Below are 25,064 nucleotides of genomic sequence, written 5' to 3'. Positions count from 1 at the left end.
CTACAATTCCACAATTACCAATTTCTGATTTCCAATATTATTTCATCACTCTAGTTGCGTTAAAAATCGCTAGCAGGGCTACACCAACATCGGCAAACACAGCTTCCCACATTGTTGCTATACCAAAAATGCTTAATGCAATAAATATACTTTTAATACCTAAAGCAAAAGCAATGTTTTGCCAAACTATTCTATGAGTTTTTTTAGCAATCTGTATTGCTTCTGCTACTTTTGACGGTGCATCTGTCATGATGACAATATCGGCAGTTTCTATTGCTGCATCTGAACCTAAACCGCCCATTGCCATACCAACGTCGGCTCTAGCAATTACTGGAGCATCATTAATACCATCACCAATGAAGGCGACTTTACCATGTTTTCCAGGGGTATGAAGTAACTTTTCAATAACGCTAACTTTTTCTTCTGGTAATAACTCTGCTTCGTAATCATCGATACCAAGTTGTAGAGCAATACGAGAAGCGATCGCTTGATTATCTCCTGTCAACATTACTGTTTTCTCTACACCAATTCGTTTTAATGCTTGAATAGCTTCTCTTGCATCTTCTTTTAACTCATCTGCAATTACAATATAACCAGCGTAAATCCTATCAACTGCTAAATGGACAACTGTTCCCTCTACATTGCAAGTTTCATGAGCAATGTTTTCTTTATGTAATAGGCGATCGCTTCCTGCTAACACTAGCTTATTATCTACATTAGCTTTGATTCCATAACCTGCAATCTCCTCGTAATCTCTGACTACAGATACATCTATACTTTGTCCATAAGCATCACGGATAGATTGAGCAATAGGATGATTTGAGTGTGATTCTATTTTGGCAGCTAATGTCAGTAAATCGTATTGATTAAAATCACTATTACTTGGGACAATTTGTGTTACTTTAAATGTTCCTTTTGTCAATGTACCAGTTTTGTCAAAAACAACTGTATTTACTTTAGTTAAAGTATCTAAAAATGTAGAGCCTTTAATTAAAATACCGCGCTTAGCAGCACCTCCAATTCCTCCAAAATAACCTAATGGAATACTAATAACTAATCCGCATGGACAAGAAATCACTAATAATATCAAAGCCCGATAAACCCATTCTGAAGAGGTTGCCCCAGGAATTAATAAAGGAGGTAATATTGCAATTGCTAAAGATACAAAAACTACTACTGGTGTGTAATATCTAGCAAATATAGTAATAAATTTTTCTGTTTCTGCTTTTTTGCTCCGAGCATTCTGTACTAAGTCTAAAATTTTAGCTATGGAGGATTCATCAAAAAGTTTTGTTACTTTAATTGTTAGAACTCCTATTTTATTCAACATCCCAGCCAAAACTGTTTCCCCAACTCTTACAGTTCGCGGTACAGATTCTCCAGTTAAAGCAGATGCATCAACTTGTGAATTTCCTTCGATTATTTCGCCATCTAACGGAATCTTTTCTCCAGGTTTTACGAAGATAATATCATCAATTTTTACAGCTTCAGGTGATACTCTATTTAGTCCTGTCTCTGTCTTGATATTGGCATAGTCTGGGCGTACTTCTAATAAAGCTTTAATGGAACTGCGAGAACGATTAACGGCAATATCTTGGAATAATTCGCCAATTTTATAAAACAACATTACCCCCACAGCTTCGGGTAATTTATGAATGGCGATCGCTCCCAGTGTCGCTACTGTCATTAAAAATGTTTCGTCAAATACTTTCCCTCTAACTATATTCCGTCCCGCAGTTTTTAAAACACTCCATCCACTTAAAAGATAGGCTGGAATAAAAAGCAAATATTCACCTATAGAGTAGAGGGTATTATGTAATTGTGCTTCAGAAATTATACCCGACACATACAAAATTAAAATTACAACCAAAGAAAACACTTCTTTTTTTAGATTGAATTCTTCACCGTGGTCATGGTTATGATTCTCGTCATGGCTATGATTATGGTCATGGTTATGATTCTCATAATTTTCATGTTCACAGCTACAACAATTGGTAGATTCTGAATGTATTTTCCGCTTCATTTTTTTTGAGGGTAGGAAATTATTTTATGCAGGAGAGTTTATTTAAAAATAGTAAAAAAAATAAGTTTTTGCAAGTTAATAAATAAATAGACATAATAAAACTCAAAACACTTAGCGCTGGTAGTTTGCGCTTGAGTGTTCAAGCAGAAATTACAAACTTTAGTTTATTTATGTCTGCTACTTAATTTAAGAACGAGAATCTCTATCGATATGAAGATTTAGGATTTTTTAGTGAAGTTTAAGATTTATAAGATTGTGAATTCGACTACTATTTCTTAATGTTTTAGTAAATTATGAGAAAATTATGAAAAATAAGAGCGTAAGCAAATGCCTTTTCGAGAAAATCCCTCCAGAAAGCCCAGCCTGTCTGAAGTTCATCGCAGCATAAGAGTTCCTACCACCAAAAGCTTCTGGCGTAAGATGCTGGCTTTTGCAGGGCCAGGATATCTTGTTTCAGTGGGATATATAGACCCTGGTAACTGGGCGACTGACTTGGCTGGAGGTGCAGAATTCGGTTATGCACTGCTAACGGTAATTATGCTTTCCAACTTGATGGCGATTTTAATCCAAGCGCTGTGTGTCCGGTTGGGAGTTGCGACGGGGCGAGATTTAGCGCAAGCTTGCCGAGATTACTTCAGTCCGGGTGTGAACTTCTGCTTATGGCTACTTTGTGAAATAGCGATCGCAGCTTGTGACTTGGCAGAAGTTTTAGGAAGTGCGATCGCACTGCAACTACTGTTTGGCATTCCCTTGACTTGGGGTGTCTGCATCACTGCATTGGATGTAATTGTATTATTGCTACTACAACACAAAGGTTTCCGTTATACAGAAGCCTTGGTAATTATGTTAGTAGCAACTGTAGGTATCTGCTTTACAGCAGAAATTATCTTTTCCCGTCCTGATGTTGGTGGAATTTTATTAGGTTATGTTCCCAAAATAGAAATTGTGCAAAATCCAGCAATGCTTTACATTGCCATTGGCATTTTAGGGGCAACAGTCATGCCACACAATTTATATTTGCACTCTTCAATTGTGCAGACACGAGATTGGGAACCAACATCTGATAAGAAATGGGAAGCAATTAAGTTTTGTACTATCGATTCTACAGTTGCTTTATGCTTTGCATTGTTTATCAACTCAGCAATTTTGATTGTTGCTGCTGCCACTTTTCATTATTCTGGACATCAGGATGTAGCAGAAATTCAAGATGCTTATAAATTGCTCTCTCCCTTATTGGGGGTGAATGCTGCAAGTGCAATTTTTGGTTTAGCATTACTTGCTTCCGGACAAAGTTCAACTTTGACGGCAACTTTAGCCGGACAAATTGTCATGGAAGGTTTTCTAAATCTGCGTTTAAAACCTTGGTTGCGTCGGTTAGTAACGAGGCTAATTGCAATTATTCCAGCATTGATTTCAATTATATTTTTTGGTGAAAAAAGTACAAGCAGTTTACTAATTTTCAGTCAAATTGTCTTGAGTTTACAGTTGTCATTTGCGGTGATTCCTTTGGTAATGTTTACTAGTAATCATCACTTAATGGGTGAGTTTGTCAATCCTTTGTGGTTGAAAGTTTTATCTTGGTTAGTGGCAATTGCGATCGCCAGTTTAAATGCTTGGCTGTTAGTGCAAACTATAAGTGGCTGGTTGTCTGCTAGTTCCTAATTATACCATTGTAATTAATCTGGTTATGATTATCATTCAGTAATAAGTTTCAGAGGGTGTTTTAAAGACAATTTAAAATTAGAAGATATTTGTAATTCGTAGTTTGCGCTATCTTCGAAGACAGCGTAACTATAAACTTTAATTTATTTATGTTTATCTAGTTAGTACTCCTGATAGACTTCACTTGACCTGAAACAATTAATGAGATAGCCTAAGCGTTCAGGTACATCTTTTCAGGAAACCTATGAACAAAAAATTAGTACTTGGTTTGCTTTCCAATTCCACAATTTTTGCCTCTCTGATGTCTACGCTGGGTATATTTAGTCCTGCCCACGCTAATATTACTCAGCGATTAATGCATACACAAGACGGTCGTACTTGTATCACTAATCCCCACGGTGGAACAGATTTTGTCTGCATTCGAGATTCAGAAAGAGTGCGCCCGTATACTTCCTCAGCGCGTTCAGCAACCGTTGTGACATCAGTATCAGATGAGAATGTTGCAATGTTGAACTTTACCGACGAAGAAAGTGATGCTGCTATTAGGATATTTAAATGTGATTGTCCGTATTGTATAAATTCATTACGGCAGCTACGCGGTACGGGAAATTTGGTGTACTAAATTATGCGTTCGTTTTAAGCGATCGCATAACTTATACTAGATTTAAAAAATACGCGTATAACGTCTACAAAACCAACTAAAGCATTTTTAACCATGTACTTCTATTAGCTCAAAAGTAAATTTATTAGTGAGGTGGTTGGTAGAAATAAGACTACAAACCCCTCACAAAAATCAGCTTTTGCAAAAATGAGAATATATTAACCTGTCTTATATAGGTTTGATCTAACCTATTTATTCAACTACTTCATTGACTGGGAATCTATCAATCAACTGCATCGCCCGATAGGCATTACGTTGAAAAGATTCCGGCAAATGCGGAACATGAGGTATTTGCGATAATAAATCTAATGTCCGGCGTAAAATTCTGACTACATCACCTTCGTCCAAACTAGTATTTTCGCAAATTTCTGTCCATTCCACTCCTAATGCCCACTGTTCTACTAGGGCAATTAATTCAAATTCCAACCATATAGGCAGCGCCACATTATAGCGCCGTTGTAATTGGAACATCTGACGACGAATTCCCCGCAATTTTGCTAAAGCTTCTGCCACTTCATTGCTGAGATCGAAATTAACTTTACTATCTGGACGGGGGGTTTCTGTTACCAAAGCCGCTGCTGCTGCTGCTAAATGGTGCGGATCTAAGTTATTCAATTCACCACTGGCAAATACTAAACCTAGCCACAATTCATTCTCACCCCGAATTGCCGCAGCGATTCGCCCTAATTCTGTAGGTATTAAGTTATCCAAACAGCCAAAGTGTTGCAAAATTTCAATTAGACTCAGAAACTCTTCCCAATGCCGTTGAGATTGTTGCTCTATTTGACCTTGTGATTCTTCGAGTTCGGCTTCTAGTTCGATATAACGCGCCCGGCGCTTAAATATCGTTGCAGCATTGCCTGATTGATGTAAAGGATGAGTTTCTAATTGCTCCTGGACGGCGGTAACGCGACTGAGTTGCTCTGCTACTTCTGGTGGCAGATGGAGAGGCTCTCCTGGCTCAGGAATGCACCCTGCGATCGCAAATGTTTCTTCAGTACCACGTCGCGACTGACCCGGCTTCAAGGGCATTTCCGGTGGTGGTAGGACGTCAGGTGGTACGTCAACTCGCGGTAGTTGGGCATACAAATCGACCACATCCGCTGTTGTGGCAACATACCAGCGGTTATCGCCACCCAAGCATACTAAGTAGGGAGCTTGACCTGAACCTGGTGTTTTTCCTACTAACACTGCTGTTATAGGTGTAGGTACAGTGATGTTTTTACCTTTGAGACTCAACAAGGTTCCCGAAACTGCAAAGCCCAACATCATCACCATTTCTTCTTGTCGGTCTTCCTGCGCTTGCTCTTGTAGAGTTTTCAGGATTTGACGTTCGACTTTCAGACGTTGGCGTAATTTTTCATATACAGCCAGTTCATTTTCATCAACGGCGGCGATTTGCTCTTGTAACAGGGCTAACTGGGCTTTGAGTTCGGCAATCTCCTCGTAATTGGGTCTGAGATGTAAGGTTGCCATGTACTGCCCAAAGCTGCGTTCTATCAGTTCCCTGGTTTGCTCCAGCGTGTGGGTTTGTAGTAAGTTGAGTACCATCCCATAACTAGGCGTAAACTGGCTCACCAAGGGATCAGGTTTGGATGTTGCTAAATACGCTGCTTCTTTCGCCCCTTCAAAAGGCGTTTGTACTGTGACGACATGACCTTGTTTATCCATCCCTCGGCGACCTGCCCTTCCGGCCATTTGCAGGAATTCAGAAGCGTTTAATAGGCGATGTCCGGTGTCGGTACGTTTAGAAAGGGTAGAAATTACTGTTGTCCGGGCAGGCATATTAATTCCTGCTGCCAGCGTCTCTGTGGCGAATACTACCTTAATCAGCCCCTGCTGAAATAGTTCTTCTACCAAGACTTTCCACGCAGGCAAAATTCCAGCGTGGTGTGCGGCGATTCCTCGATACAGGGGTGCAATTTGACCAGAACGCCCTGCTTCCGGATTGCGGGCTAGAAAGTCATCAATCTGCCGCCGCAATATTTGTGACTCATCATTATTTACCAGCCATAAATCACCCACTTCTGCCACCGCTTTATCACATCCCCGGCGGCTGAAGATAAAGTAAATTGCGGGGAGCATATCCCGCTGCTGTAACTGACTGAGAGTATAAATTATTCCAGGGGCTTCTGGTCTACCACCTCTCCCCCTCTCTCCATCTCCCCCTCTCCCTCTCTTCTTCTGAAGGCGGGGGTTAATTTTGGTTTTGCTATCATTCAGTAGCGGAAATAGACCTTTGGGATTACAAAAGTGGAATTCCAAGGGTACTGGGCGGAAATCAGAATAAATCAGGTCAGTTGGGCCGTGAACCTGATTTAGCCAATCAGTAAGTTGATCGCTGTTGGCAACTGTTGCCGAAAGGGCTGCCAGTTGAACCTCACGAGGGCAATAAATAATTGATTCTTCCCAAACTGTCCCCCGTTGGCGATCGTTCATGTAGTGGCATTCATCCAACACCACCGCTTCAACGTCTACCAATGAGATGCCGATTTGCCCAATAGGTGTACCGTAGAGCATATTTCGGAAAATTTCTGTGGTCATCACCAATATTGGTGCATCTCTGTTAATGGAGGCATCTCCAGTTAACAGTCCGACCTGATCCATTCCGAATTTCTCTCGAAAATCACGTAATTTTTGATTCGACAGCGCCTTAAGGGGAGTAGTATAAAACACGCGTTTTCTTCGCGCTAGGGCGCGGTAGATAGCGTATTCTCCTACTAATGTTTTACCCGAACCTGTGGGCGCACAAACAACAACAGAGCGTCCAGCGTTCAGGGACGCGATCGCATCTTTCTGGAATTGATCCAGTTCAAAGGGAAATATCGACCCTAAGTCAAGTTCTGGAGAAGGCGCAGGATAATTCACTCAATCACATTTGCAACCAGATTGTTTACTATATTAACGAGTCTTTTGTCAACTTCGTTAGGGGGATTGGGGATTGGGTACTGGGTATTGGGTATTGGGGACTGGGTACTGGGTACTGGATATTATATTCATTAGTTGTTCTCCCTCATCTCCCCTATCTCTATTTTCCTCCTAGTCCCTAGTCCCTAATCACCAGTCACCAGTCCCCAGTCCCTCATTTCCCCAACTCCTGCGATCGCGCTGTTGCTGCTTTTACTGCTTCAATTAAAGCTGAACGAAACCCTGCTCGTTCTAGCTGGGCAATGCCCGCAATTGTTGTACCGCCAGGACTGGTAACACGATCTTTGAGTTCTGCTGGATGGATTTTGGTTTCTTCTAATAACTTCGCTGTTCCGAGTACAGTTTGCAAGGCTAGTTGATTGGCAATGCTTCTGGGTAAACCTGAAGCTACCCCTCCATCAGCAAGTGCTTCTACTAGTAGTGCCACATAAGCCGGACCACTACCAGATAGTCCTGTTACCGCATCCATCAGCGTTTCTGAAACTTCCACAACTTCCCCGACAGCTGAAAAAACTTGCTGTGCTATTTGGTGATGCTTGACGTTGGTGTACGCACCTAAAGAAATCGCAGTGATTCCTGCTCCCACGGTTGCTGGAGTATTTGGCATTGCCCTAATCACTGGTAATTGTACAAAGGCAGCTTCTAGCTGACTTAAAGGTACGCCTGCCAAAATGGAAATGACTAGGGGTGAGTGTTCTGTAGTGATGATATCTGCTAATTCTTGAGCGATCGCACTAAACACCTGCGGTTTCACTGCCAAAAAGACAACTTCCTTTGCTTGCTCGAAAACCAAGCGATTATCTGCTGTCACGGTTACGTCGTATTGCTGCTGAAAAAAACCCTGACGTGCTGATAGAGGTTCGCTGACTATGACTTCTGATGGGTGATAAATTTCACGCGCAATAAGGCGGGATAATAGCGATTCTCCCATTACCCCACCCCCAATTAAACCAAATTTAATAGTCATTTATTACATAGTCAATAAGTCAAGAGTCAACAGTCAAGAGTCCAGAGTTCTTTACCCTTATGGGTTTACCAGTTGCTTGATGCCGACAGGTAAATTGAGTGGGTTTGCCGATTTAGAGAGATTGCTTTAGGAACTTGCCCGCTGCACTGGCTTACTTTTGACTTTTGACTCTTGACTATTGACTAATTTAACTTTATTGTGCCATGCGGTTGGGTTCGTTGCCCCAAGTTTGTTGATTTGGCGCTGTGGTGCGAGAGGGACGTGTTGGTGGTTGTGGTACTTCATGAAGAACTCCACCTTGGGTGCTAACTTGCACACAGCTTGGTGTAAACAAAAAGATGCTCTCGCCAATGCGTTCTTGATGTCCATCTAATGCGTAAGTTCCACCCGCTACAAAATCTACTGCCCGCTGGGCTTGATCGGGATCCATAATTGTCAAATTTAATACTACCGATTTCCGCTCCCGCAATGCTTGAATGGCTTGGGGCATTTCTTCAAATGTGCGCGGTTCTAGTACCAATACTTCCGAAATTCCGTTAATTGCTCCTGGCATACCAATCACATTCCCCATTGGTTTTGATCCTGCTGCTATCTCGTCTCCCATTGTAGGTGCGGGTTCACGCCACCGCCGATTTTGAGCCGAGCTTTCTTGGGGTGCTACTTGGGGATTCTCTTGCTGATATAGATTTTGGTAACTATCTGTATCTGGTTCTTCTTCGTAATATTCGTACTCTACCTGCTCATTTAGACCTACAAAGTCTCGGAGTTTAGAAAATATGTTGTTCATTTAGGGTACTCTCCTGGTGCGAAGAAAGTTGACTGACCTAGCTATAAACTCCGCCAAGCCAGCTGCGATCGCTACATGGGCGGATTACTCAGCTATGATGTTGCTGTTAGTAGCTTATATTACAGGTTTTTGCAATAAACGGACATTTTTATAAATGTCTGTAGATTACTCAAACGGAATAATGAGTCAAGATTATATCCTAAGTATTGTTCAAAGGAAAGCTCTTTTTAGCCCATTTTTACTTGGCGATCGCTCTTGTCAATACTATATCCTTTGTCTCTGATTGCACCAGTCCATTAAAAAATTTTTTCCATTAAATCCCTTGCTCAATTGATACTGAGCAAAAGGCAGATGACCCATATATTTTAAAAGCAATCACCAAACGATATTGTTCTTAATCACACCCTCACTGCTTCTGTTTGTACTTGATATTCAATCGGCAGAGAGATGTTAAATATACTTAATAGCGATCGCCAAACAAGATTGTTCCCAATCTTACCATCGTTGCACCAGCTTGTACTGCCAGTTGATAATCTCCTGACATACCCATTGAAAGCTGCTGCATTTGAATGTGTGACCAGTTTTGTTCTTGGATTTCTTGTGCCAATTCCCGATTTCGGTTAAACAGATTGAGTATTTCCTGATCATTCAATCCCAAAGGAGGAATTGTCATCAAACCCTGAATTTGTAAACTTTTGTATTGATTGAGCGTAGGTAAGTCAGCTAATAGTTCTGGGATACTCCAACCCGACTTGCTAGGATCAGGGAGAATTTTCACTTGCAAGCAAATCTGAGGACTGGCCCCTAGTTGGGAAGCCAATTCATTTAAGCGCTGTGCTAGCTTCAAATTATCTACAGAGTGAATCCAATCAAACTGTTCAATGGCTTTCCTGGCTTTATTCCCTTGCAAATGTCCAATAAAGTGCCAGGTAATATCCGATAAATCTTGCAACTCGGCTTGTTTACTGGCAGCTTCTTGGATACGACTCTCACCGAAATCACGAATTCCGGCGGCATAGGCAGAGCGAATTGCTTCAGCAGGAACTTTCTTGCTAACAGCAATCAACCTGACTGAAGGTGGAAGTGAGGAGCGAATAGTGGTAATACGTTCGTTAATCGAACTACTCATTGGAAGGTGCGTTGGAAAACACTCTGAAGCTGATCGTACTCCTGAGACTGTCCAGTGCGACGTAAGGTACGTAAGCGATTTTCCAGCATCATTCTAGCCTCTGTACGTCCTATTGGCTGAAATTTAATACCTTTAACGTCATTTGCAACCAAGAAAAATAAGCGTTGGGCATAAAGTGTTGTGAACAAATCTTGGTTTTCATCAACCATACAGATTCTGTAAAGCAAACCCCAAGTTGGATGATTGATGTAAGTCTCTGAGTTTTCTGGATTCATTTAACAGTCAAGGTAGGAGTATATATATATCTTTTCGCAGTTAAGTACAAACATTCCGATGAGAATGACTTCCTTGTGCCAGAATATTTGCTGAAAATGCGAAATTAACAAACTTGTACCGTTTGATGACGGTTTTGCAGACCTTGATCTAATTCTTAATTGGCAGATGAATCTAGTGAGAGCGAGGGATAACGGTACAAAAGAGGCGATGATTCAGATGTTGCCCAGCTTTTTCTGATAAAAAAGACTTGTTGAAAAGTGAATAGGTAACAGAATCTGAAGAAGCGATCGCAATTTGGGCTAAGTGGCTTAAACTCACCTACTTGTCAGCACAAGGAACAGAACAGTCCCTACCCTCTGATTGAAAGTTCTGCGTGGCAAGGGAAAACACCCTGTAATCTTACCAAAGAAAAAAGCCAACGCTCCGACTTTCCTCAATACTGCCACAATTGTCGCTTAATGGCGCAAAATTAAACTGTGAAACTGGGGATTAGGGTTAATGGGGATTGGCAGGGTTGTCTCAGAATTCACTACTGAGCATTTTTAGTGCTGCCAGTTGTGCTTGAGCTTTGTGCAGAGATTCATACCATTCTCTCTCAGGATTGCTGTCAGCAACAATTCCTGCTCCAACTTGTCCCCAGACGGTGTTAAGTGCTGAGTCTTGAGTTGTTAATATATTCTCCTTATCTCCCCTGCTCACCTGCCCCCTTGCTTCTTCCGAGGCTGGTGCTAATAGCAGGGTGCGGATTAAGATATTTAAGTCTAAATTTCCGCGCCAATCTAAATAGCCGCAGGAACCGTAGAATAAACTGCGGCGTACAGGTTCTAGTTCTTCAATAATTTCCATACAGCGGACTTTGGGACACCCTGTAATTGTGCCACCAGGAAACATGGCGCGAATCAAATCGATGGCATTGTAATCGCTTCTCAATCTACCTTTGACGTTACTGGCAAGATGCATTACATGGCTGTATCGCTCAATTGTCAGTAATTCATCTACGCTTACTGTTCCCCATTCACAAACTCGCCCCAAATCATTGCGTTCCAAATCAACCAGCATGATATGTTCTGCACGTTCTTTGGTATTGCTGAGTAAATCTTGTGCTAGTTGGCTATCTTGTTCTGGGGTTGCACCGCGCGATCGCGTGCCGGCGATCGGTCGGGTTTCAGCTTGTCCATTTTGCAGTAACACCAAACGTTCTGGTGAACAACTGATCACTTCTCCCCAAGGTGTCTGCCAATAGCTGGCAAAAGGAGAAGGATTGATTTTCTGCAAAGCTTGATAAATTGCCCAACCAGAAGCGGCTGTAGAAGCTTGAAATCGCAACGAAAGATTCGCCTGAAAAATTTCTCCAGCTTGTATGTATTTTTTTGCTTGGTTTACTGCGGTTTCATAATCTACTTGCGAAGTACAGAACTGAGGAGAAGAGGAAGGGGGGACGAGGAGAGAGGGAGAAACAAAAATTTTTTGTTCTTTGTCCCCTTGTCTGTTCTCCAGTTTTTCTTGTAACTCATCTAGCCCATTTCGATCACTGGCGGCTAGCCAAAGAGTTTGTTGTACATGATCTAAAATCGCAAAACAATCTGGTTCGTACCAAAACGCTACAGGAAAAGGCAGGGGATCAATTTTCCACTGGGGTAACTGCTCAATTTCCCAAGCTGTGTCATAGCCTAGCCATCCTAGCCAACCGCCTGTGAATGGAAGAGAAGAAGACGGAGAGAGGGGGGGATTTTTCTTGAGTAACTTTTCTAAGAAAGGGAGAATTTGACCTATTGGCGGTATCCACATTTGTGGAACACCACCGACTATGCGAGGAGCGCCTGCACAGATAGAATATCGACTGAGTTGAGGATGATCAATGGGTGTTGGATAGGGACTTTCGAGTAAGGTCGCAATTCCCTGTGGAGTTTTGGAGCGAAAGAGGGCAGCAAAAACTTCAGAACCTGTGCGATTTTCGAGGGGTAGCGATCGCCAATACCAAGCATTGCTCATACAGTGTTCAAACTTCAGTTCCTATAACTAGCCGTACTCCCCAGAATAAAACTAAAATTGCGATCGCGAACCAGTCACGCTGTTGTAGTCGTAAGTCGTGCCACTGTACTTTATGTTCATTCGGACTGGTAAAACCCCTCACCATCATTGCATTAGCCATTTGTTCCGCCCGTAAAAGCAGATTTTCTAACAATCTTTCTGCAACAGTCATCCAAACTTTAACTGCTCCTTTCAATCCCAGTTTTTTCCAATTTATTGCTCTTGTCATCACAGAACGAATTAAATTCTGCACTTCTTCTAAAACGAGGGGAATAAACCGTAAAGATAAAGTTAAAGTTAGAGTAATTTCTGTAACAGGCAACTTCAGACGTCTTAGGGGTTGCATCAAGCTTTCTATAGCAGATGTAATTTCTTCTGGTGCAGTTGTCAGCAGATAGAGGTTAGTGCTGTAAATTACAGTAAATAAAATTGTACTTATACGTACTCCCAAGTCCAAAGAGTAGCGAGTTATTCTGACTGGGCCTTTGTGAAATAGTACGTAACTGTATTCTTTCTTTTTACCTATTTGTTCTGGGACAGTATTGGTAGTGTTAGAGGTGTATTGCTGCGTTAATATTTGTTCGTTAGCAGGTAGGCGTGGTTGATAATCTATACCTAGTCCATCTGGACTGATGGCAGCGATCGCTAAAACAAAAAACGACAACGTTAACAGCCAACCCATTTGCTGCCGCCACACTCGTAGCGGTATCCTGGCGATAACAGTAGTAAGAATTAGTAGTACTACTAACAGCACACGCCAAAAGTTGTTAGCAAAAGTGTAGCTGGTTAAAAAACTCATCAACCAAGCCAACTTGACCCGTGGATCAATTTTATGTAGCCAAGTTTGGGGTTGTTCTAAGTAAAGTCCAAGTGGTAGCGATCGCAGTAAATCCATGTTTTGTCATTTGTCATTTGTCATTTGTCATTTGCAGTTTATTCTTTAACTAATGACAAATGACGTTTATTACACGCGAGTGGCTCTATTCACGTTACCACTTTCCATATCACGGACTTTTTTACTCCGCCAAAGTAAACGGATGGGTGTACCTTTAAATCCCAGTTGTTGCCGGAATTGTCGTTCAATGTAGCGACGGTAATTGTCATTAAAGCGTTTAGCTTCGTTAACAAACAGGGCGATCGTTGGTGGTTGTACACCTACTTGTGTACCATAATAAATTTTGCCCTGACGTCCACCGCGTGATGCTGGAGGCGAATGCCAGCTAACAGCGTCTTCCAATACTTCGTTAATGACTGCTGTTGTAACACGGCGTTTGTGTGACTCGGCCGCTTGATTTACCAACTCTAAAATCTTTTCTACCCGTTGTCCTGTTAAGGCACTCACAAAAATGGTTTCTGCCCATTCGGTAAAATGTAACCGCTCTTGCAGAGTTTTTTCGTAGTCGTAGATTGTGTAAGAGTCTTTTTCGACAGCATCCCACTTATTCACCACGATGATGCAAGCTCGACCTTCTTCAATAATCCGTCCAGCTAACTTTTGGTCTTGCTCGGTGACTCCATCAAGGGCGTCTAAGATTAATAAAACCACATCAGCGCGGCGAATTGCTTTGAACGCGCGGTTAATACTAAAAAATTCCGGCCCGTATTCGACGTTTTTCTTTTTGCGAATTCCTGCCGTGTCAATTAAGCAGTAAGTTTGCCCATCTCGTTCAACGACAGTATCAATAGCATCGCGAGTTGTACCAGAAATCGGGCTGACAATTGCCCTGGCTTCTCCAACAAAAGCATTTAATAAACTAGATTTGCCTACATTCGGTCGTCCCACAATTGCGACTTTAATCTCATTAGTTTCTGGGACTTCTGCGACAGTCGGAATGTGATTAATTAACTCGTCAAGTAACTCTCCTGTACCGTTGCCATGAATCGCGGAGAGAGGATAAGGTTCGCCTAAACCCAATTCCCAAAATTCGGCAGCTTGCATTAAGCCTTGTTCTGGAGACTCACATTTATTTACGGCCAGTAACACAGGAACAGATAGTTGGCGTAACCACTTGACGATTTCTTCATCAGCAGGTGTGGGACCTGTTTGACCATTGACAACAAAAATAGCGGCACTCGCTTCTGTAAGCGCGGCCATTGCTTGCTGGCGAATTAGGGGTAAGAATTCTGTATCGTCATTGAATACTAAACCACCAGTATCCACCACCAAAAATTCTCGATCGCGCCAGTAAGCTGGCATATAAGTGCGATCGCGTGTCATACCCGGTTCATCGTGGACAATCGCCGTTTGTTCCCCGGCGAGACGATTAACCAGGGTGGATTTGCCCACATTCGGGCGTCCTATAATAGCAACAATTGGCAGTCCCATAAACCCAGGGTGATAGAGAGACGTAGTATATCACGTCTCTCCATTTTAGCTACTTTAAGTCTTTGTTTAATTTTTTGATCTTTGAAGATGATCACTAGCCAAATTAAAAAACCTTCCGTACAGGGAACTTAGTAGTCACACTAATGGAGATTGTCCCTTGAAAAATTTTAAGTGGCTGATTAAAGCCAGCAGATTAACTCTGCGATTTTTAGGATTGTGCTTGTTGTTGCTTTGTTGTGCTTTAGTATACGCTAAGTATATTGAACCAGACTGGATTGATATCAATTCTTTACAAGTAACTTTGCCACATCTGTCCGCAGAATTTAATGGCTATCGCATTGTGCAAATCAGCGATATTCATCGAGACACTAAGTGGATGAGTCAAAAGCGCTTCCGAAATATTATTAGTCTGGTTAACCAGCAAAAACCCGACTTAATAGCGATTACTGGAGATTTTGTAACTCAATATTCACCCTCAATTGTCCCGACTCTTAAGTTTGATTTGAATAGATTTATTGCTAGAGATCAAACTGTAGCAGTATTAGGAAATCATGATTACCGCAATGACTACAAAGCAATTATTCAAGCAATTGAAAAAAGTGGAATAACTTATCTTAATAATGATGTTTACACAATACGTCGCGGTAGCTCCATGCTTCACATCGCTGGAGTAGATGATATCTGGTACGGTAAACCTCGTTTGGATTTAATACTCAATCAATTATCCAATGAAGGTGCAGCAATTTTATTAGCACATGAGCCAGATTTTGCTGATAACAGTGCTGCTACAGGACGATTTGATTTACAGCTTTCAGGCCATTCCCACGGTGGACAAATCCGCTTACCTTTTATCACAGAACTTTTTTTACCGGCTTTGGGTAAAAAGTATTACTTTGGACGTTATCAGGTAGAAAATATGATCCAATATACCAACCGAGGCTTAGGTATGATTGGAATATATATGCGATTTGCTGCCCGTCCTGAAATTACAGTGTTTACTTTAGTTGCACCAAATAAACGTTAACATTAGCGATCGCTTTTTATGATAGGCGATCGCACACTCGAAGAATTAGCTTTACTCCAATAACCAGCCAAATAAATCTTTCACTGTCAGCCGTAGTTCATTTGCAAACTCTGGTACAGGAAGTAAAGCCTCTAACTCATCTAACACAACTGGCTGTTGATTGCGTGTAAAAACAAAGACTGCTTGCTCTTCTGGATCAATTAGCCAACCCATTTGAGTTTCATAATTGAGGCAATGGAGAATATTCTTTGTAACTTTTGTTTGTCTTTGGTCAGGTGATAGAATTTCAATTGTCCAATCTGGGGCTGCTAAAAATAAATTTGCTACACCGCCATTTTCTTTGCGAGGAATTCTCTCCCAAGAAAATACCGCTATGTCTGGCACTATTGATCTGCCACCAAATGTACACCGTAGTTCTGGAAATGCTCGTGCAATTTTTAGAGGCTTAACAACGGCATTAATAGCAATAATCATCTCACCTTGAATAGTGCTATGTTCTCCTTGTGGCATAGGTTTTTGAATAATTTTACCATCAATGTATTCACTAGCGGGTTTGGTTTCTGGTAGCTTCAAAAACTCTGCCAAAGTTATGCTTTTCGATGGTGTCTGTACCATGTGTGTCTCCAAACAAAACGCACTCTTACATCCTTTCAAGTACCTGAATTCCCAGCAAAGATAGTCCCAACTTCAAAGTTTTCGCAGTTAAATCACACAGAACCAAACGAGATGTGCGTAGGGGTTCCTCTGCATCCAGTACCCGAACACCTTGATTGCGATCGTAAAAGTGATTAAACTTTTTACTCAACTCATACAAATACTCGCATAACCGATGAGGCAATAAATCTTGCTCTACAGTACTAAGAACTTCATCCAACTGTAGTAAGTACTTTGCCAATGCTAATTCTGTTTCATGCTGCAACAAAACTTTGGTGTTATTTCCCAGATTCCCCAAGTTAATACCACCCTTGCGGCTAATACCTTGAATGCGTGCATAAGCATATAGCATATAAGGTGCAGTATTACCTTTAAGATCCAGCATTTTATCGTAGCTGAAAATGTAGTTACTAGTGCGGTTTTGGCTTAAGTCAGCATATTTAACCGCACTAATCCCAACTACCTCAGCAACTTTATTAATAAATTCTTCAGTTTCTTCGCGTTCTTCCTCTTTTAGCCTAGCTACTAGCTCTGTATGAGTACGAGCGATCGCTTCATCCAACAAATCCCGTAATGGTACAGTATCACTTGAACGAGTTCTGTATCTCTTGCCATCTTCCCCCAACACCAAACCAAAGGGAACATGAACTAGTTCCACATCATCAGGAATCCATCCTGCTTTGCGTGCTACCTGGAAAACTTGGGCAAAGTGATTTGCTTGTCCAACATCTGTTACATAAATTATCCGCTTTGCTTCATCTTGTTGAATTCGGTAGCGCAAAGCTGCTAAATCTGTTGTGGCATAGTTATAACCACCATCAGATTTCTGCACAATCAAGGGTAAAGGTTCACCTTCTCTATTGGTAAATCCTTCTAAGAAAACGCACTTCGCCCCTTGATTTTCTACTAGTAATCCGGATTTTTCTAAATCTTCTACAATTCCTGGTAGTAAGGGATTGTAAAAAGATTCTCCCCGTTCGGTTAAGTTAATATCTAACAAATCATAAATTACCTGAAACTCATGCCGCGATTGTTCGCATAAAAGTTTCCAAGCATGGAGTGTATCTTCTGCACCTGCCTGTAATCTTACGACTTCTTGCCGTGCCGTCTCTTGGAATGTGTCATCCGTATCAAATCGCTGTTTAGCTTGACGGTAAAAGCTAACTAAATCCCCAATATTTAAAGCGTTAGCGGTAGTAAGGGCTTCTGGGTAAACTTCACGCAGGTAGGTGATTAACATTCCAAATTGCGTACCCCAATCACCCACATGATTTAACCGTAGAACATCGTGTCCTTGAAATTCCAGAATGCGAGCGATGGAATCACCAATAATAGTAGAACGCAAGTGTCCGACGTGCATTTCTTTAGCAATATTCGGACTGGAAAAATCTACAATTTCACGCTTGGGCGTTTTCGTCGGTGGAACTCCTAGCCTGGGATCTGCCTGAATAGCATTGAGTTGTACTTCTATGTATGCTGTTTTCAGTTTTAAGTTGATAAATCCCGGCCCAGCAATTTCTGGTGGTTCGCAGATTTCGGATACATCTAGTTTCTCAACAATTGTCGAAGCGATCGCTCTTGGTTGCTGTCCTAATTTTTTACTTAGGGATAAAGCCACATTCGCTTGATAATCCCCAAATCTAGGATTGCTAGCAGAAACCAAAATCGGATCTACTCCGGCGTATTCAGCGCCAAAAGCAGCCACCAAAGCCTGCTCAAATTTTACTTTTAGTTGTTCTTGTGTAGCGTTCATATCTAAATATTATCTGTTCGAGGGGGCTATGGGCTGCCTGCCTGATGCTTGGACATTCTTTAAGGCTTGATTATTTTAGCCCTAAAATATAGTTACATAGTTACAGTGAAGACCGTTATGGTACATTACCATCCCCTGGACTGTCTTCCATCCTCGTCAGAACTGCCTGATTCTGACGATACGCCAGTGGATAACGAGTTACAAAACCTGATTCCCAATTTATTAGAGGCAATTTTAGCTTTAGCATGGAGTAATCGCACTGATTGTTTTTTTGGTGTAGATATGGGCATTTATTATGCTCCTAGTACACCGCCACTAGTACCAGATGGATTTCTCAGCTTAGGCGTGGAACGCTTTATTGGTGAAGAGGGACGTTTAGCTATGTTCTATGGGAAGAAGATGGTATTGTTCCCATCTTTGCCCTAGAAGTTGTTTCTAAAACTTATGGTGGGGAATACAAACAGAAAAAACTCGACTATGCCCAATTGGGAGTTTTATACTATGCAATTTATGTACCCAGCCGCAGATATCGGCGCAAGCGAGAACCTCTAGAAGTTTATCGCTTAGTTGATGGAGATTATGTTTTACAACCAGGTTCGCAGGTATGGATACCAGAAATTGGTTTAGCAATTGGCAGAGAACGGGGTGTTTATTTGGGGCGATCGCGTGAGTGGTTATATTTGGTATGATGCAACTGGGCAGAAATTATCTACACCTGAAGAATTAGTGCAACAAGAAGGACAACGCGCCCAACAAGAACAACAACGAGCCGAAAGGCTGGCGCAAAGTTTGCAGGATTTAGGAATTAACCCAGAAGAGATTTAGAAATTTGAGCCACAGAAGAGCGATCGCATAAGCTAATCGGCACGTAAGTTGCATAATAGAAAGATGAAGACGTTTCAAAGCAAAGATGCCACCACCAGCCAAGAACTTTTTAACGCCGTCACAAGTTAGTAAGCTACAACAAGCTCTGAAAGAGAGCGAGCAGCCACACGTCAGGGAAAGAATTCTCATTATTCTGCTACAGAATGATGGGAAACCACAATACGAGATTGCTAAATTTTTAGGTTGTTCGCATAGAACAGTAGCATATTGGTGTATGCACGGTGATCCTGATAATTTGGAAACTCTACATAATAAAAGAGAGGACGAATATTACCGAAAAGCTACGCCTGAATATATTGAACTGTTATTAAAAACTGTTGACCAAGAACCCTCAGATTTAGGGTATGAATTTGGAAAATGGACAGCAGAGCGACTAGCTACATATTTAACCGAAAAAACAGGAATTGATTTAAGTAGCTCTCAAGTAAGGAGGATATTAAAGCGAAAAAAGTATAGCTATATCTGGGCTAAGTATAACCTGGAAGATAAACAAAACCCAATAGAGAGAGCGAAGTTTAAAGAAAAACTTGCTCAATATTTATCAATAGCGCGAGAACAGCCAGAGCGTTTGCAGGTATGGTTTTGGACGTTAGCGTAGCGGGCGCGCGTACCCGCGCGACGAGTGGTTTTAGTTTACGCGTGATTCGTCGCAAGGGTTGGGGTAAAAAAGGAAAACGCAAGAATATTCCAGGACAACGACGTTGTGGTCGAGTAAACGTCATGGGAGCAATTCGAGAATTAGACCGGAAACGCGTATGCTTTTTTGTAAAAAAGGGAAATGCAGATATTTTTTATGAGCAATTACAACAATTAAATGAACTAATAAAACAAGAGTGGGTAAGTAAAGGAAATGTGGGTAAAGATTTCTCGAAGTATGGGCCAAAGATAATTTTAATTTTAGACAATGCTAGTTTTCATAAACGCAAAGATATTCTAGCTAAAATATCCCAAGAGTTCCCGAATTTTATTTTAGAGTTCTTGCCTGCTTATAGCCCTGACTATAACATTATCGAATTAGTTTGGCATTCATGTAAAGAATATATTGCTCATCGCTTATTTAAATCAGTAGATGAATTACAAACACTGCTAGATAAGTTGTTGAATCAAGGCGAGTTAGTGATTAAGTGGCATCGGAAAATCAAACATAAAACTAATTTCAGCTATGTTGCAGCTTAAATGCTGATTAGCTTACTATTAACTAACTACTAACAATCGTATCTACTCATATGGCTATATCTGGAAAAGCTAGTGGGCAAAGAGTTTCTTAGTATATAAAAGTTATTTATGTCAACCTTGAGTGCTTAACAACCCAGCGCTCTTACCTTTCTACATGATTACTTTCTTCATGCTCATGTATTTTCTTAAACTACTACAGTATTTTTTTATCCAAAGGTAATTATTTAATCCTCATACTTAAATCCAACCATCTTGACTGAGTAATTGGCGCACTACTAGAAATATAGTCAACACCCGTTTCTGCCACAGCACGAATAGTTTCCAAAGTTACATTCCCAGAAGCTTCGATTTTCACACGATTATCTTGCTGACGAATCAACTGCACTGCCTCACACATCATATCCAAAGGCATATTATCTAACATGATAATGTCGGCTTTATGTTGTAAAGCTTCTTTCACCTGCTTTAAACTTTCCGTTTCTACTTCTATCGTCAACGGGTAAGGAATCTGAGAACGGATGCGGGTAATTGCTTCTCCAATTCCCCCAGCCGCAGCTATATGGTTATCTTTAATCATCACCGCATCATCCAGCCCCATACGGTGATTAGTCGCTCCTCCCAAAGCAGTCGCGTACTTTTCTAAAATTCTCAGTCCTGGTGTCGTTTTACGTGTGTCCACCAACTGAGCAGGTAAATCAGCAATCTGCTCTACATATATATAAGTTAAAGTTGCAATCCCACTCAAGCGCATAGCTAGGTTCAGCGCAACTCGTTCCCCCATCAGCAGCGCATCCAACGAACCATTAATTTCAGCTATTACCTGTCCTGGCTCACACTTTGCACCTTCAGCCGCAACTGCTACAAAGCTGACTTTTTCATTTAAAAGCTGAAAAACGCGTGTGGCGAGTGTTAAACCAGCAATAATTCCAGGAGCTTTAGCAATCCAGAGAGCAGTGCCTGTTGTTGAATCAGGAGAAAGAAGGGAATTAGTGGTGCAATCGCCCCTTCCGATATCTTCGAGCAACCAAGCACGTAGCAGAGGGTCAAGAACGATGCTTGGGGGGAGAACAGGAGAAAAACTCACAGCAGAAAAATGTCCTTTTGGAGATTCAGGGAATAATCTAGCCTAAAAGCCTTACGCGCAGAGGATTTTAGGGGGGTGCAAAATTTGTTCCAAAAATAGATGGAAAAACAGTTGACAGTTAGAGTTGTGTTAGTTATATTGAATAAGTGCCTGAGAGACGGACGCGACAGAGCGACGCCAGTAAGGCGACCGAACCTTGAAAATATTATAGTTTGAAAGTCATAATACCACAAGTAGCCTGCGTCAATTAAATTGAAACACTAGGCTGAGGTGGAAAAAAAGTCAGCCAGAAAGAGCTAATAAAGCAAACACTTCAAAACGGAGAGTTTGATCCTGGCTCAGGATGAACGCTGGCGGTATGCTTAACACATGCAAGTCGAACGGTGTCTTCGGACACAGTGGCGGACGGGTGAGTAACGCGTGAGAATCTGGCTTCAGGTCTGGGACAACCACTGGAAACGGTGGCTAATACCGGATGTGCCGAGAGGTGAAAGGCTTGCTGCCTGAAGATGAGCTCGCGTCTGATTAGCTAGTAGGTGGGGTAAAAGCCTACCTAGGCGACGATCAGTAGCTGGTCTGAGAGGATGATCAGCCACACTGGGACTGAGACACGGCCCAGACTCCTACGGGAGGCAGCAGTGGGGAATTTTCCGCAATGGGCGAAAGCCTGACGGAGCAATACCGCGTGAGGGAGGAAGGCTCTTGGGTCGTAAACCTCTTTTCTCAGGGAAGAACACAATGACGGTACCTGAGGAATCAGCATCGGCTAACTCCGTGCCAGCAGCCGCGGTAATACGGAGGATGCAAGCGTTATCCGGAATGATTGGGCGTAAAGCGTCCGCAGGTGGCTATGTAAGTCTGCTGTTAAAGAGTGAGGCTCAACCTCATAAGAGCAGTGGAAACTACATGGCTAGAGTGCGTTCGGGGCAGAGGGAATTCCTGGTGTAGCGGTGAAATGCGTAGAGATCAGGAAGAACACCGGTGGCGAAAGCGCTCTGCTAGGCCGCAACTGACACTCATGGACGAAAGCTAGGGGAGCGAATGGGATTAGATACCCCAGTAGTCCTAGCCGTAAACGATGGATACTAGGCGTGGCTTGTATCGACCCGAGCCGTGCCGTAGCTAACGCGTTAAGTATCCCGCCTGGGGAGTACGCAGGCAACTGTGAAACTCAAAGGAATTGACGGGGGCCCGCACAAGCGGTGGAGTATGTGGTTTAATTCGATGCAACGCGAAGAACCTTACCAAGACTTGACATGTCGCGAACCTTTGTGAAAGCAGAGGGTGCCTTCGGGAGCGCGAACACAGGTGGTGCATGGCTGTCGTCAGCTCGTGTCGTGAGATGTTGGGTTAAGTCCCGCAACGAGCGCAACCCTCGTTTTTAGTTGCCAGCATTAAGTTGGGCACTCTAGAGAGACTGCCGGTGACAAACCGGAGGAAGGTGGGGATGACGTCAAGTCAGCATGCCCCTTACGTCTTGGGCTACACACGTACTACAATGCTACGGACAGAGGGCAGCAAGCATGCGAATGCAAGCAAATCCCGTAAACCGTAGCTCAGTTCAGATCGCAGGCTGCAACTCGCCTGCGTGAAGGAGGAATCGCTAGTAATTGCAGGTCAGCATACTGCAGTGAATTCGTTCCCGGGCCTTGTACACACCGCCCGTCACACCATGGAAGCTGGCAACGCCCGAAGTCATTACCCCAACTTTTCGGAGAGGGGGATGCCTAAGGCAGTGCTGGTGACTGGGGTGAAGTCGTAACAAGGTAGCCGTACCGGAAGGTGTGGCTGGATCACCTCCTTTTTAGGGAGACCTAATCCACTCAGAACTCGAAAGCATTCAGCAAATAGAGAATTGAGATGGTCATTCCTAGGTCGGTCGCAGATATTTGTGATGAACTTTCAAACTATGATTTGGTTCGGAATTGGGCTATTAGCTCAGGTGGTTAGAGCGCACCCCTGATAAGGGTGAGGTCCCTGGTTCGAGTCCAGGATGGCCCACCTGAAGCAATTAAAAATGTAAAATGTAAAATTAAAAATGAAGAAAATTCAATTTTTAATTTTTAATTTTTAATTTTTAATTCTTGAGCGGGGGTTTAGCTCAGTTGGTAGAGCGCCTGCTTTGCAAGCAGGATGTCAGCGGTTCGAGTCCGCTAACCTCCACCTGTGGCGATTGCCATTAAAAAAATCGGATAAAGTTCAGCAACATGACATTTATATCTATATATATATGATGTCAGACTGCTGGGAAATGAATCCAGCCAGAACCTTGAAAACTGCATAGTAACGCGAAAAAAGCAGGCAGACACAGACATTCAAAAGATGAACGTGTTTGCAAATGTGAAAACCAATTGTTTGTGGTCAAGCTAATAAGGGCTGACGGTGGATACCTAGGCACACAGAGGCGATGAAGGACGTGGTTACCGACGATATGCTCCGGGGAGTTGGAAGCAAACTTTGAGCCGGAGATTTCCGAATGGGGCAACCCTATATACTACCTGCTGAATATATAGGCAGGAGAGAGCCAACCCAGCGAACTGAAACATCTTAGTAGCTGGAGGAAGAGAAATCAAAAGAGATTCCCTAAGTAGTGGTGAGCGAACGGGGAAGAGCCTAAACCAGTCGGTTTACTGACTGGGGTTGTGGGACAGCAATATCGAATCTAGCGGTTAAACGAAGCAGCTAAATACTGCACCAGAGAAGGTGAAAGTCCTGTAGTTGAAAACTCAAGGATAGTAGCTGTATCCCGAGTAGCATGGGGCACGAGGAATCCCATGTGAATCCGCGAGGACCATCTCGTAAGGCTAAATACTACTGTGTGACCGATAGTGAACCAGTACCGCGAGGGAAAGGTGAAAAGAACCCCGGAAGGGGAGTGAAATAGAACATGAAACCGTCAGCTTACAAGCAGTGGGAGGACGATTTAACGTCTGACCGCGTGCCTGTTGAAGAATGAGCCGGCGACTTATAGGCACTGGTAGGTTAAAGCGAGAATGCTGGAGCCAAAGGGAAACCGAGTCTGAATAGGGCGATAATCAGTGTTTATAGACCCGAACCCTGGTGATCTAACCATGGCCAGGATGAAGCTTGGGTAACACCAAGTGGAGGTCCGCACCGACCGATGTTGAAAAATCGGCGGATGAGCTGTGGTTAGGGGTGAAATGCCAATCGAACCAGGAGCTAGCTGGTTCTCCCCGAAATGTGTTGAGGCGCAGCGGTAACGATTATACCTGGGGGGTAAAGCACTGTTTCGGTGCGGGCTGTGAGAACGGTACCAAATCGAGACAAACTCAGAATACCCAGAGCACACGTTGCCAGTGAGACGGTGGGGGATAAGCTTCATCGTCAAGAGGGAAACAGCCCAGACCACCAGCTAAGGTCCCCAAATCATCGCTAAGTGATAAAGGAGGTGAGAGTGCACAGACAACTAGGAGGTTTGCCTAGAAGCAGCCACCCTTGAAAGAGTGCGTAATAGCTCACTAGTCAAGCGCTCTCGCGCCGAAAATGAACGGGGCTAAGCGATGTACCGAAGCTGTGGGATTAATTATATTAATCGGTAGGGGAGCGTTCCGTCGTAGGTAGAAGCAGTAGCGGCAAGCAGCTGTGGACGAAACGGAAGTGAGAATGTCGGCTTGAGTAGCGCAAACATTGGTGAGAATCCAATGCCCCGAAACCCTAAGGTTTCCTCCGCCAGGTTC

Annotated in this window: 16 protein-coding genes, 2 tRNA genes, 2 rRNA genes and 2 pseudogenes (1 of these 22 running past the window's edge); 10 read left to right on the top strand and 12 right to left on the bottom strand. The window is 42.7% G+C overall.

Translation table 11 applies throughout. From position 1 onward, the window contains the following. Nucleotides 1–37 precede the first annotated feature (37 nt). Nucleotides 38–2,023, bottom strand: coding sequence for a heavy metal translocating P-type ATPase (locus WKK05_RS23150; RefSeq protein ID WP_341525409.1), 1,986 nt, complete (start codon nucleotides 2,021–2,023; stop codon nucleotides 38–40). Between the two features lie 327 nt (nucleotides 2,024–2,350). Between WKK05_RS23150 and WKK05_RS23145 the strand changes: the two genes are divergently transcribed. Next, complete coding sequence (locus WKK05_RS23145; protein ID WP_341525408.1) at nucleotides 2,351–3,685, top strand: Nramp family divalent metal transporter; 1,335 nt, start codon at nucleotides 2,351–2,353, stop codon at nucleotides 3,683–3,685. 244 nt (nucleotides 3,686–3,929) lie between these two features. Continuing rightward, nucleotides 3,930–4,307, top strand: coding sequence for a hypothetical protein (locus WKK05_RS23140; RefSeq protein ID WP_341525407.1), 378 nt, complete (start codon nucleotides 3,930–3,932; stop codon nucleotides 4,305–4,307). A gap of 231 nt (nucleotides 4,308–4,538) precedes the next feature. On the opposite strand, the gene WKK05_RS23135 is transcribed toward WKK05_RS23140, so the two are convergent. The 3 genes from WKK05_RS23135 to WKK05_RS23125 all read right to left on the bottom strand — a co-directional run bounded on the left by WKK05_RS23135 (nucleotide 4,539) and on the right by WKK05_RS23125 (nucleotide 9,028). After that, nucleotides 4,539–7,214: an RNA helicase gene (locus tag WKK05_RS23135; protein WP_341525406.1), complete on the bottom strand. Its 2,676-nt coding sequence runs from the start codon at nucleotides 7,212–7,214 to the stop codon at nucleotides 4,539–4,541. 214 nt (nucleotides 7,215–7,428) lie between these two features. Continuing rightward, nucleotides 7,429–8,241, bottom strand: a complete 813-nt coding sequence (gene proC, locus WKK05_RS23130; protein WP_341525405.1) for a pyrroline-5-carboxylate reductase — start codon at nucleotides 8,239–8,241, stop codon at nucleotides 7,429–7,431. Nucleotides 8,242–8,434: 193 nt separating this feature from the next. Continuing rightward, the gene (locus WKK05_RS23125) at nucleotides 8,435–9,028 is read right to left on the bottom strand and encodes a cell division protein SepF (protein ID WP_341525404.1); all 594 of its coding nucleotides are present in this window, start codon (nucleotides 9,026–9,028) and stop codon (nucleotides 8,435–8,437) included. A gap of 28 nt (nucleotides 9,029–9,056) precedes the next feature. Between WKK05_RS23125 and WKK05_RS23120 the strand changes: the two genes are divergently transcribed. Then, nucleotides 9,057–9,182: a hypothetical protein gene (locus tag WKK05_RS23120; RefSeq protein WP_341525403.1), complete on the top strand. Its 126-nt coding sequence runs from the start codon at nucleotides 9,057–9,059 to the stop codon at nucleotides 9,180–9,182. A gap of 306 nt (nucleotides 9,183–9,488) precedes the next feature. Here the strand turns inward: WKK05_RS23120 and WKK05_RS23115 are convergent, their stop codons facing one another. The 5 genes from WKK05_RS23115 to der form a co-directional block, all read right to left on the bottom strand. Then, nucleotides 9,489–10,157, bottom strand: a complete 669-nt coding sequence (locus tag WKK05_RS23115; RefSeq protein ID WP_341525402.1) for a YggS family pyridoxal phosphate-dependent enzyme — start codon at nucleotides 10,155–10,157, stop codon at nucleotides 9,489–9,491. Then, nucleotides 10,154–10,432: a transcriptional coactivator PipX gene (locus WKK05_RS23110; protein WP_162398612.1), complete on the bottom strand. Its 279-nt coding sequence runs from the start codon at nucleotides 10,430–10,432 to the stop codon at nucleotides 10,154–10,156. The genes WKK05_RS23115 and WKK05_RS23110 overlap by 4 nt, the downstream gene beginning before the upstream one ends. Before the next feature lie 520 nt (nucleotides 10,433–10,952). Then, nucleotides 10,953–12,425: an anthranilate synthase component I gene (locus WKK05_RS23105; RefSeq protein WP_341525401.1), complete on the bottom strand. Its 1,473-nt coding sequence runs from the start codon at nucleotides 12,423–12,425 to the stop codon at nucleotides 10,953–10,955. 7 nt (nucleotides 12,426–12,432) lie between these two features. Continuing rightward, the gene (locus WKK05_RS23100) at nucleotides 12,433–13,359 is read right to left on the bottom strand and encodes an energy-coupling factor transporter transmembrane protein EcfT (RefSeq protein WP_341525400.1); all 927 of its coding nucleotides are present in this window, start codon (nucleotides 13,357–13,359) and stop codon (nucleotides 12,433–12,435) included. 69 nt (nucleotides 13,360–13,428) lie between these two features. Next, nucleotides 13,429–14,790, bottom strand: coding sequence for a ribosome biogenesis GTPase Der (gene der, locus WKK05_RS23095; protein WP_341525399.1), 1,362 nt, complete (start codon nucleotides 14,788–14,790; stop codon nucleotides 13,429–13,431). Nucleotides 14,791–14,947: 157 nt separating this feature from the next. On the opposite strand from der, the gene WKK05_RS23090 reads away from it, so the two are divergent. Continuing rightward, entirely contained in the window at nucleotides 14,948–15,814 is an 867-nt protein-coding gene (locus tag WKK05_RS23090; protein WP_341525398.1) for a metallophosphoesterase, read from the top strand. Nucleotides 15,815–15,865: 51 nt separating this feature from the next. Here WKK05_RS23090 and WKK05_RS23085 read toward each other — a convergent pair whose 3' ends face one another. Then, nucleotides 15,866–16,429 carry a Uma2 family endonuclease gene (locus WKK05_RS23085; RefSeq protein ID WP_341525397.1) on the bottom strand — a complete coding sequence of 188 codons (564 nt, stop codon included), beginning with the start codon at nucleotides 16,427–16,429 and terminating at the stop codon, nucleotides 15,866–15,868. 25 nt (nucleotides 16,430–16,454) lie between these two features. Next, entirely contained in the window at nucleotides 16,455–18,221 is a 1,767-nt protein-coding gene (gene argS / locus WKK05_RS23080) for an arginine--tRNA ligase (protein ID WP_341525396.1), read from the bottom strand. Nucleotides 18,222–18,338: 117 nt separating this feature from the next. On the opposite strand from argS, the pseudogene WKK05_RS23075 reads away from it, so the two are divergent. Next, nucleotides 18,339–19,046 (top strand): annotated as a pseudogene (locus tag WKK05_RS23075) (Uma2 family endonuclease). Nucleotides 19,047–19,131: 85 nt separating this feature from the next. Further along, a pseudogene (locus WKK05_RS23070) lies at nucleotides 19,132–20,282 on the top strand (IS630 family transposase). Between the two features lie 220 nt (nucleotides 20,283–20,502). Here the strand turns inward: WKK05_RS23070 and nadC are convergent. Next, nucleotides 20,503–21,366, bottom strand: a complete 864-nt coding sequence (nadC, locus tag WKK05_RS23065) for a carboxylating nicotinate-nucleotide diphosphorylase (protein WP_341525395.1) — start codon at nucleotides 21,364–21,366, stop codon at nucleotides 20,503–20,505. A gap of 315 nt (nucleotides 21,367–21,681) precedes the next feature. On the opposite strand from nadC, the gene WKK05_RS23060 reads away from it, so the two are divergent. From WKK05_RS23060 to WKK05_RS23045, 4 genes are all read left to right on the top strand, one after another. Continuing rightward, nucleotides 21,682–23,170: ribosomal RNA gene (locus WKK05_RS23060) — 16S ribosomal RNA — on the top strand. Between the two features lie 123 nt (nucleotides 23,171–23,293). Further along, nucleotides 23,294–23,367, top strand: a tRNA-Ile gene (locus tag WKK05_RS23055). An 89-nt stretch (nucleotides 23,368–23,456) separates the two neighbouring features. Continuing rightward, a tRNA-Ala gene (locus WKK05_RS23050) sits at nucleotides 23,457–23,529 on the top strand. A gap of 196 nt (nucleotides 23,530–23,725) precedes the next feature. Then, a 23S ribosomal RNA gene (locus tag WKK05_RS23045) occupies nucleotides 23,726–25,064 on the top strand (it continues 1,546 nt past the right edge of the window). Together the 16S and 23S rRNA genes with 2 tRNA genes alongside form the textbook arrangement of a ribosomal RNA operon.

The organism is Nostoc sp. UHCC 0302 (assembly GCF_038096175.1).
Lineage (GTDB): Bacteria > Cyanobacteriota > Cyanobacteriia > Cyanobacteriales > Nostocaceae > UHCC-0302.
Note: the sequence above shows the minus strand (reverse complement) of the source record. Positions and strands in the feature narration are given on the sequence as shown.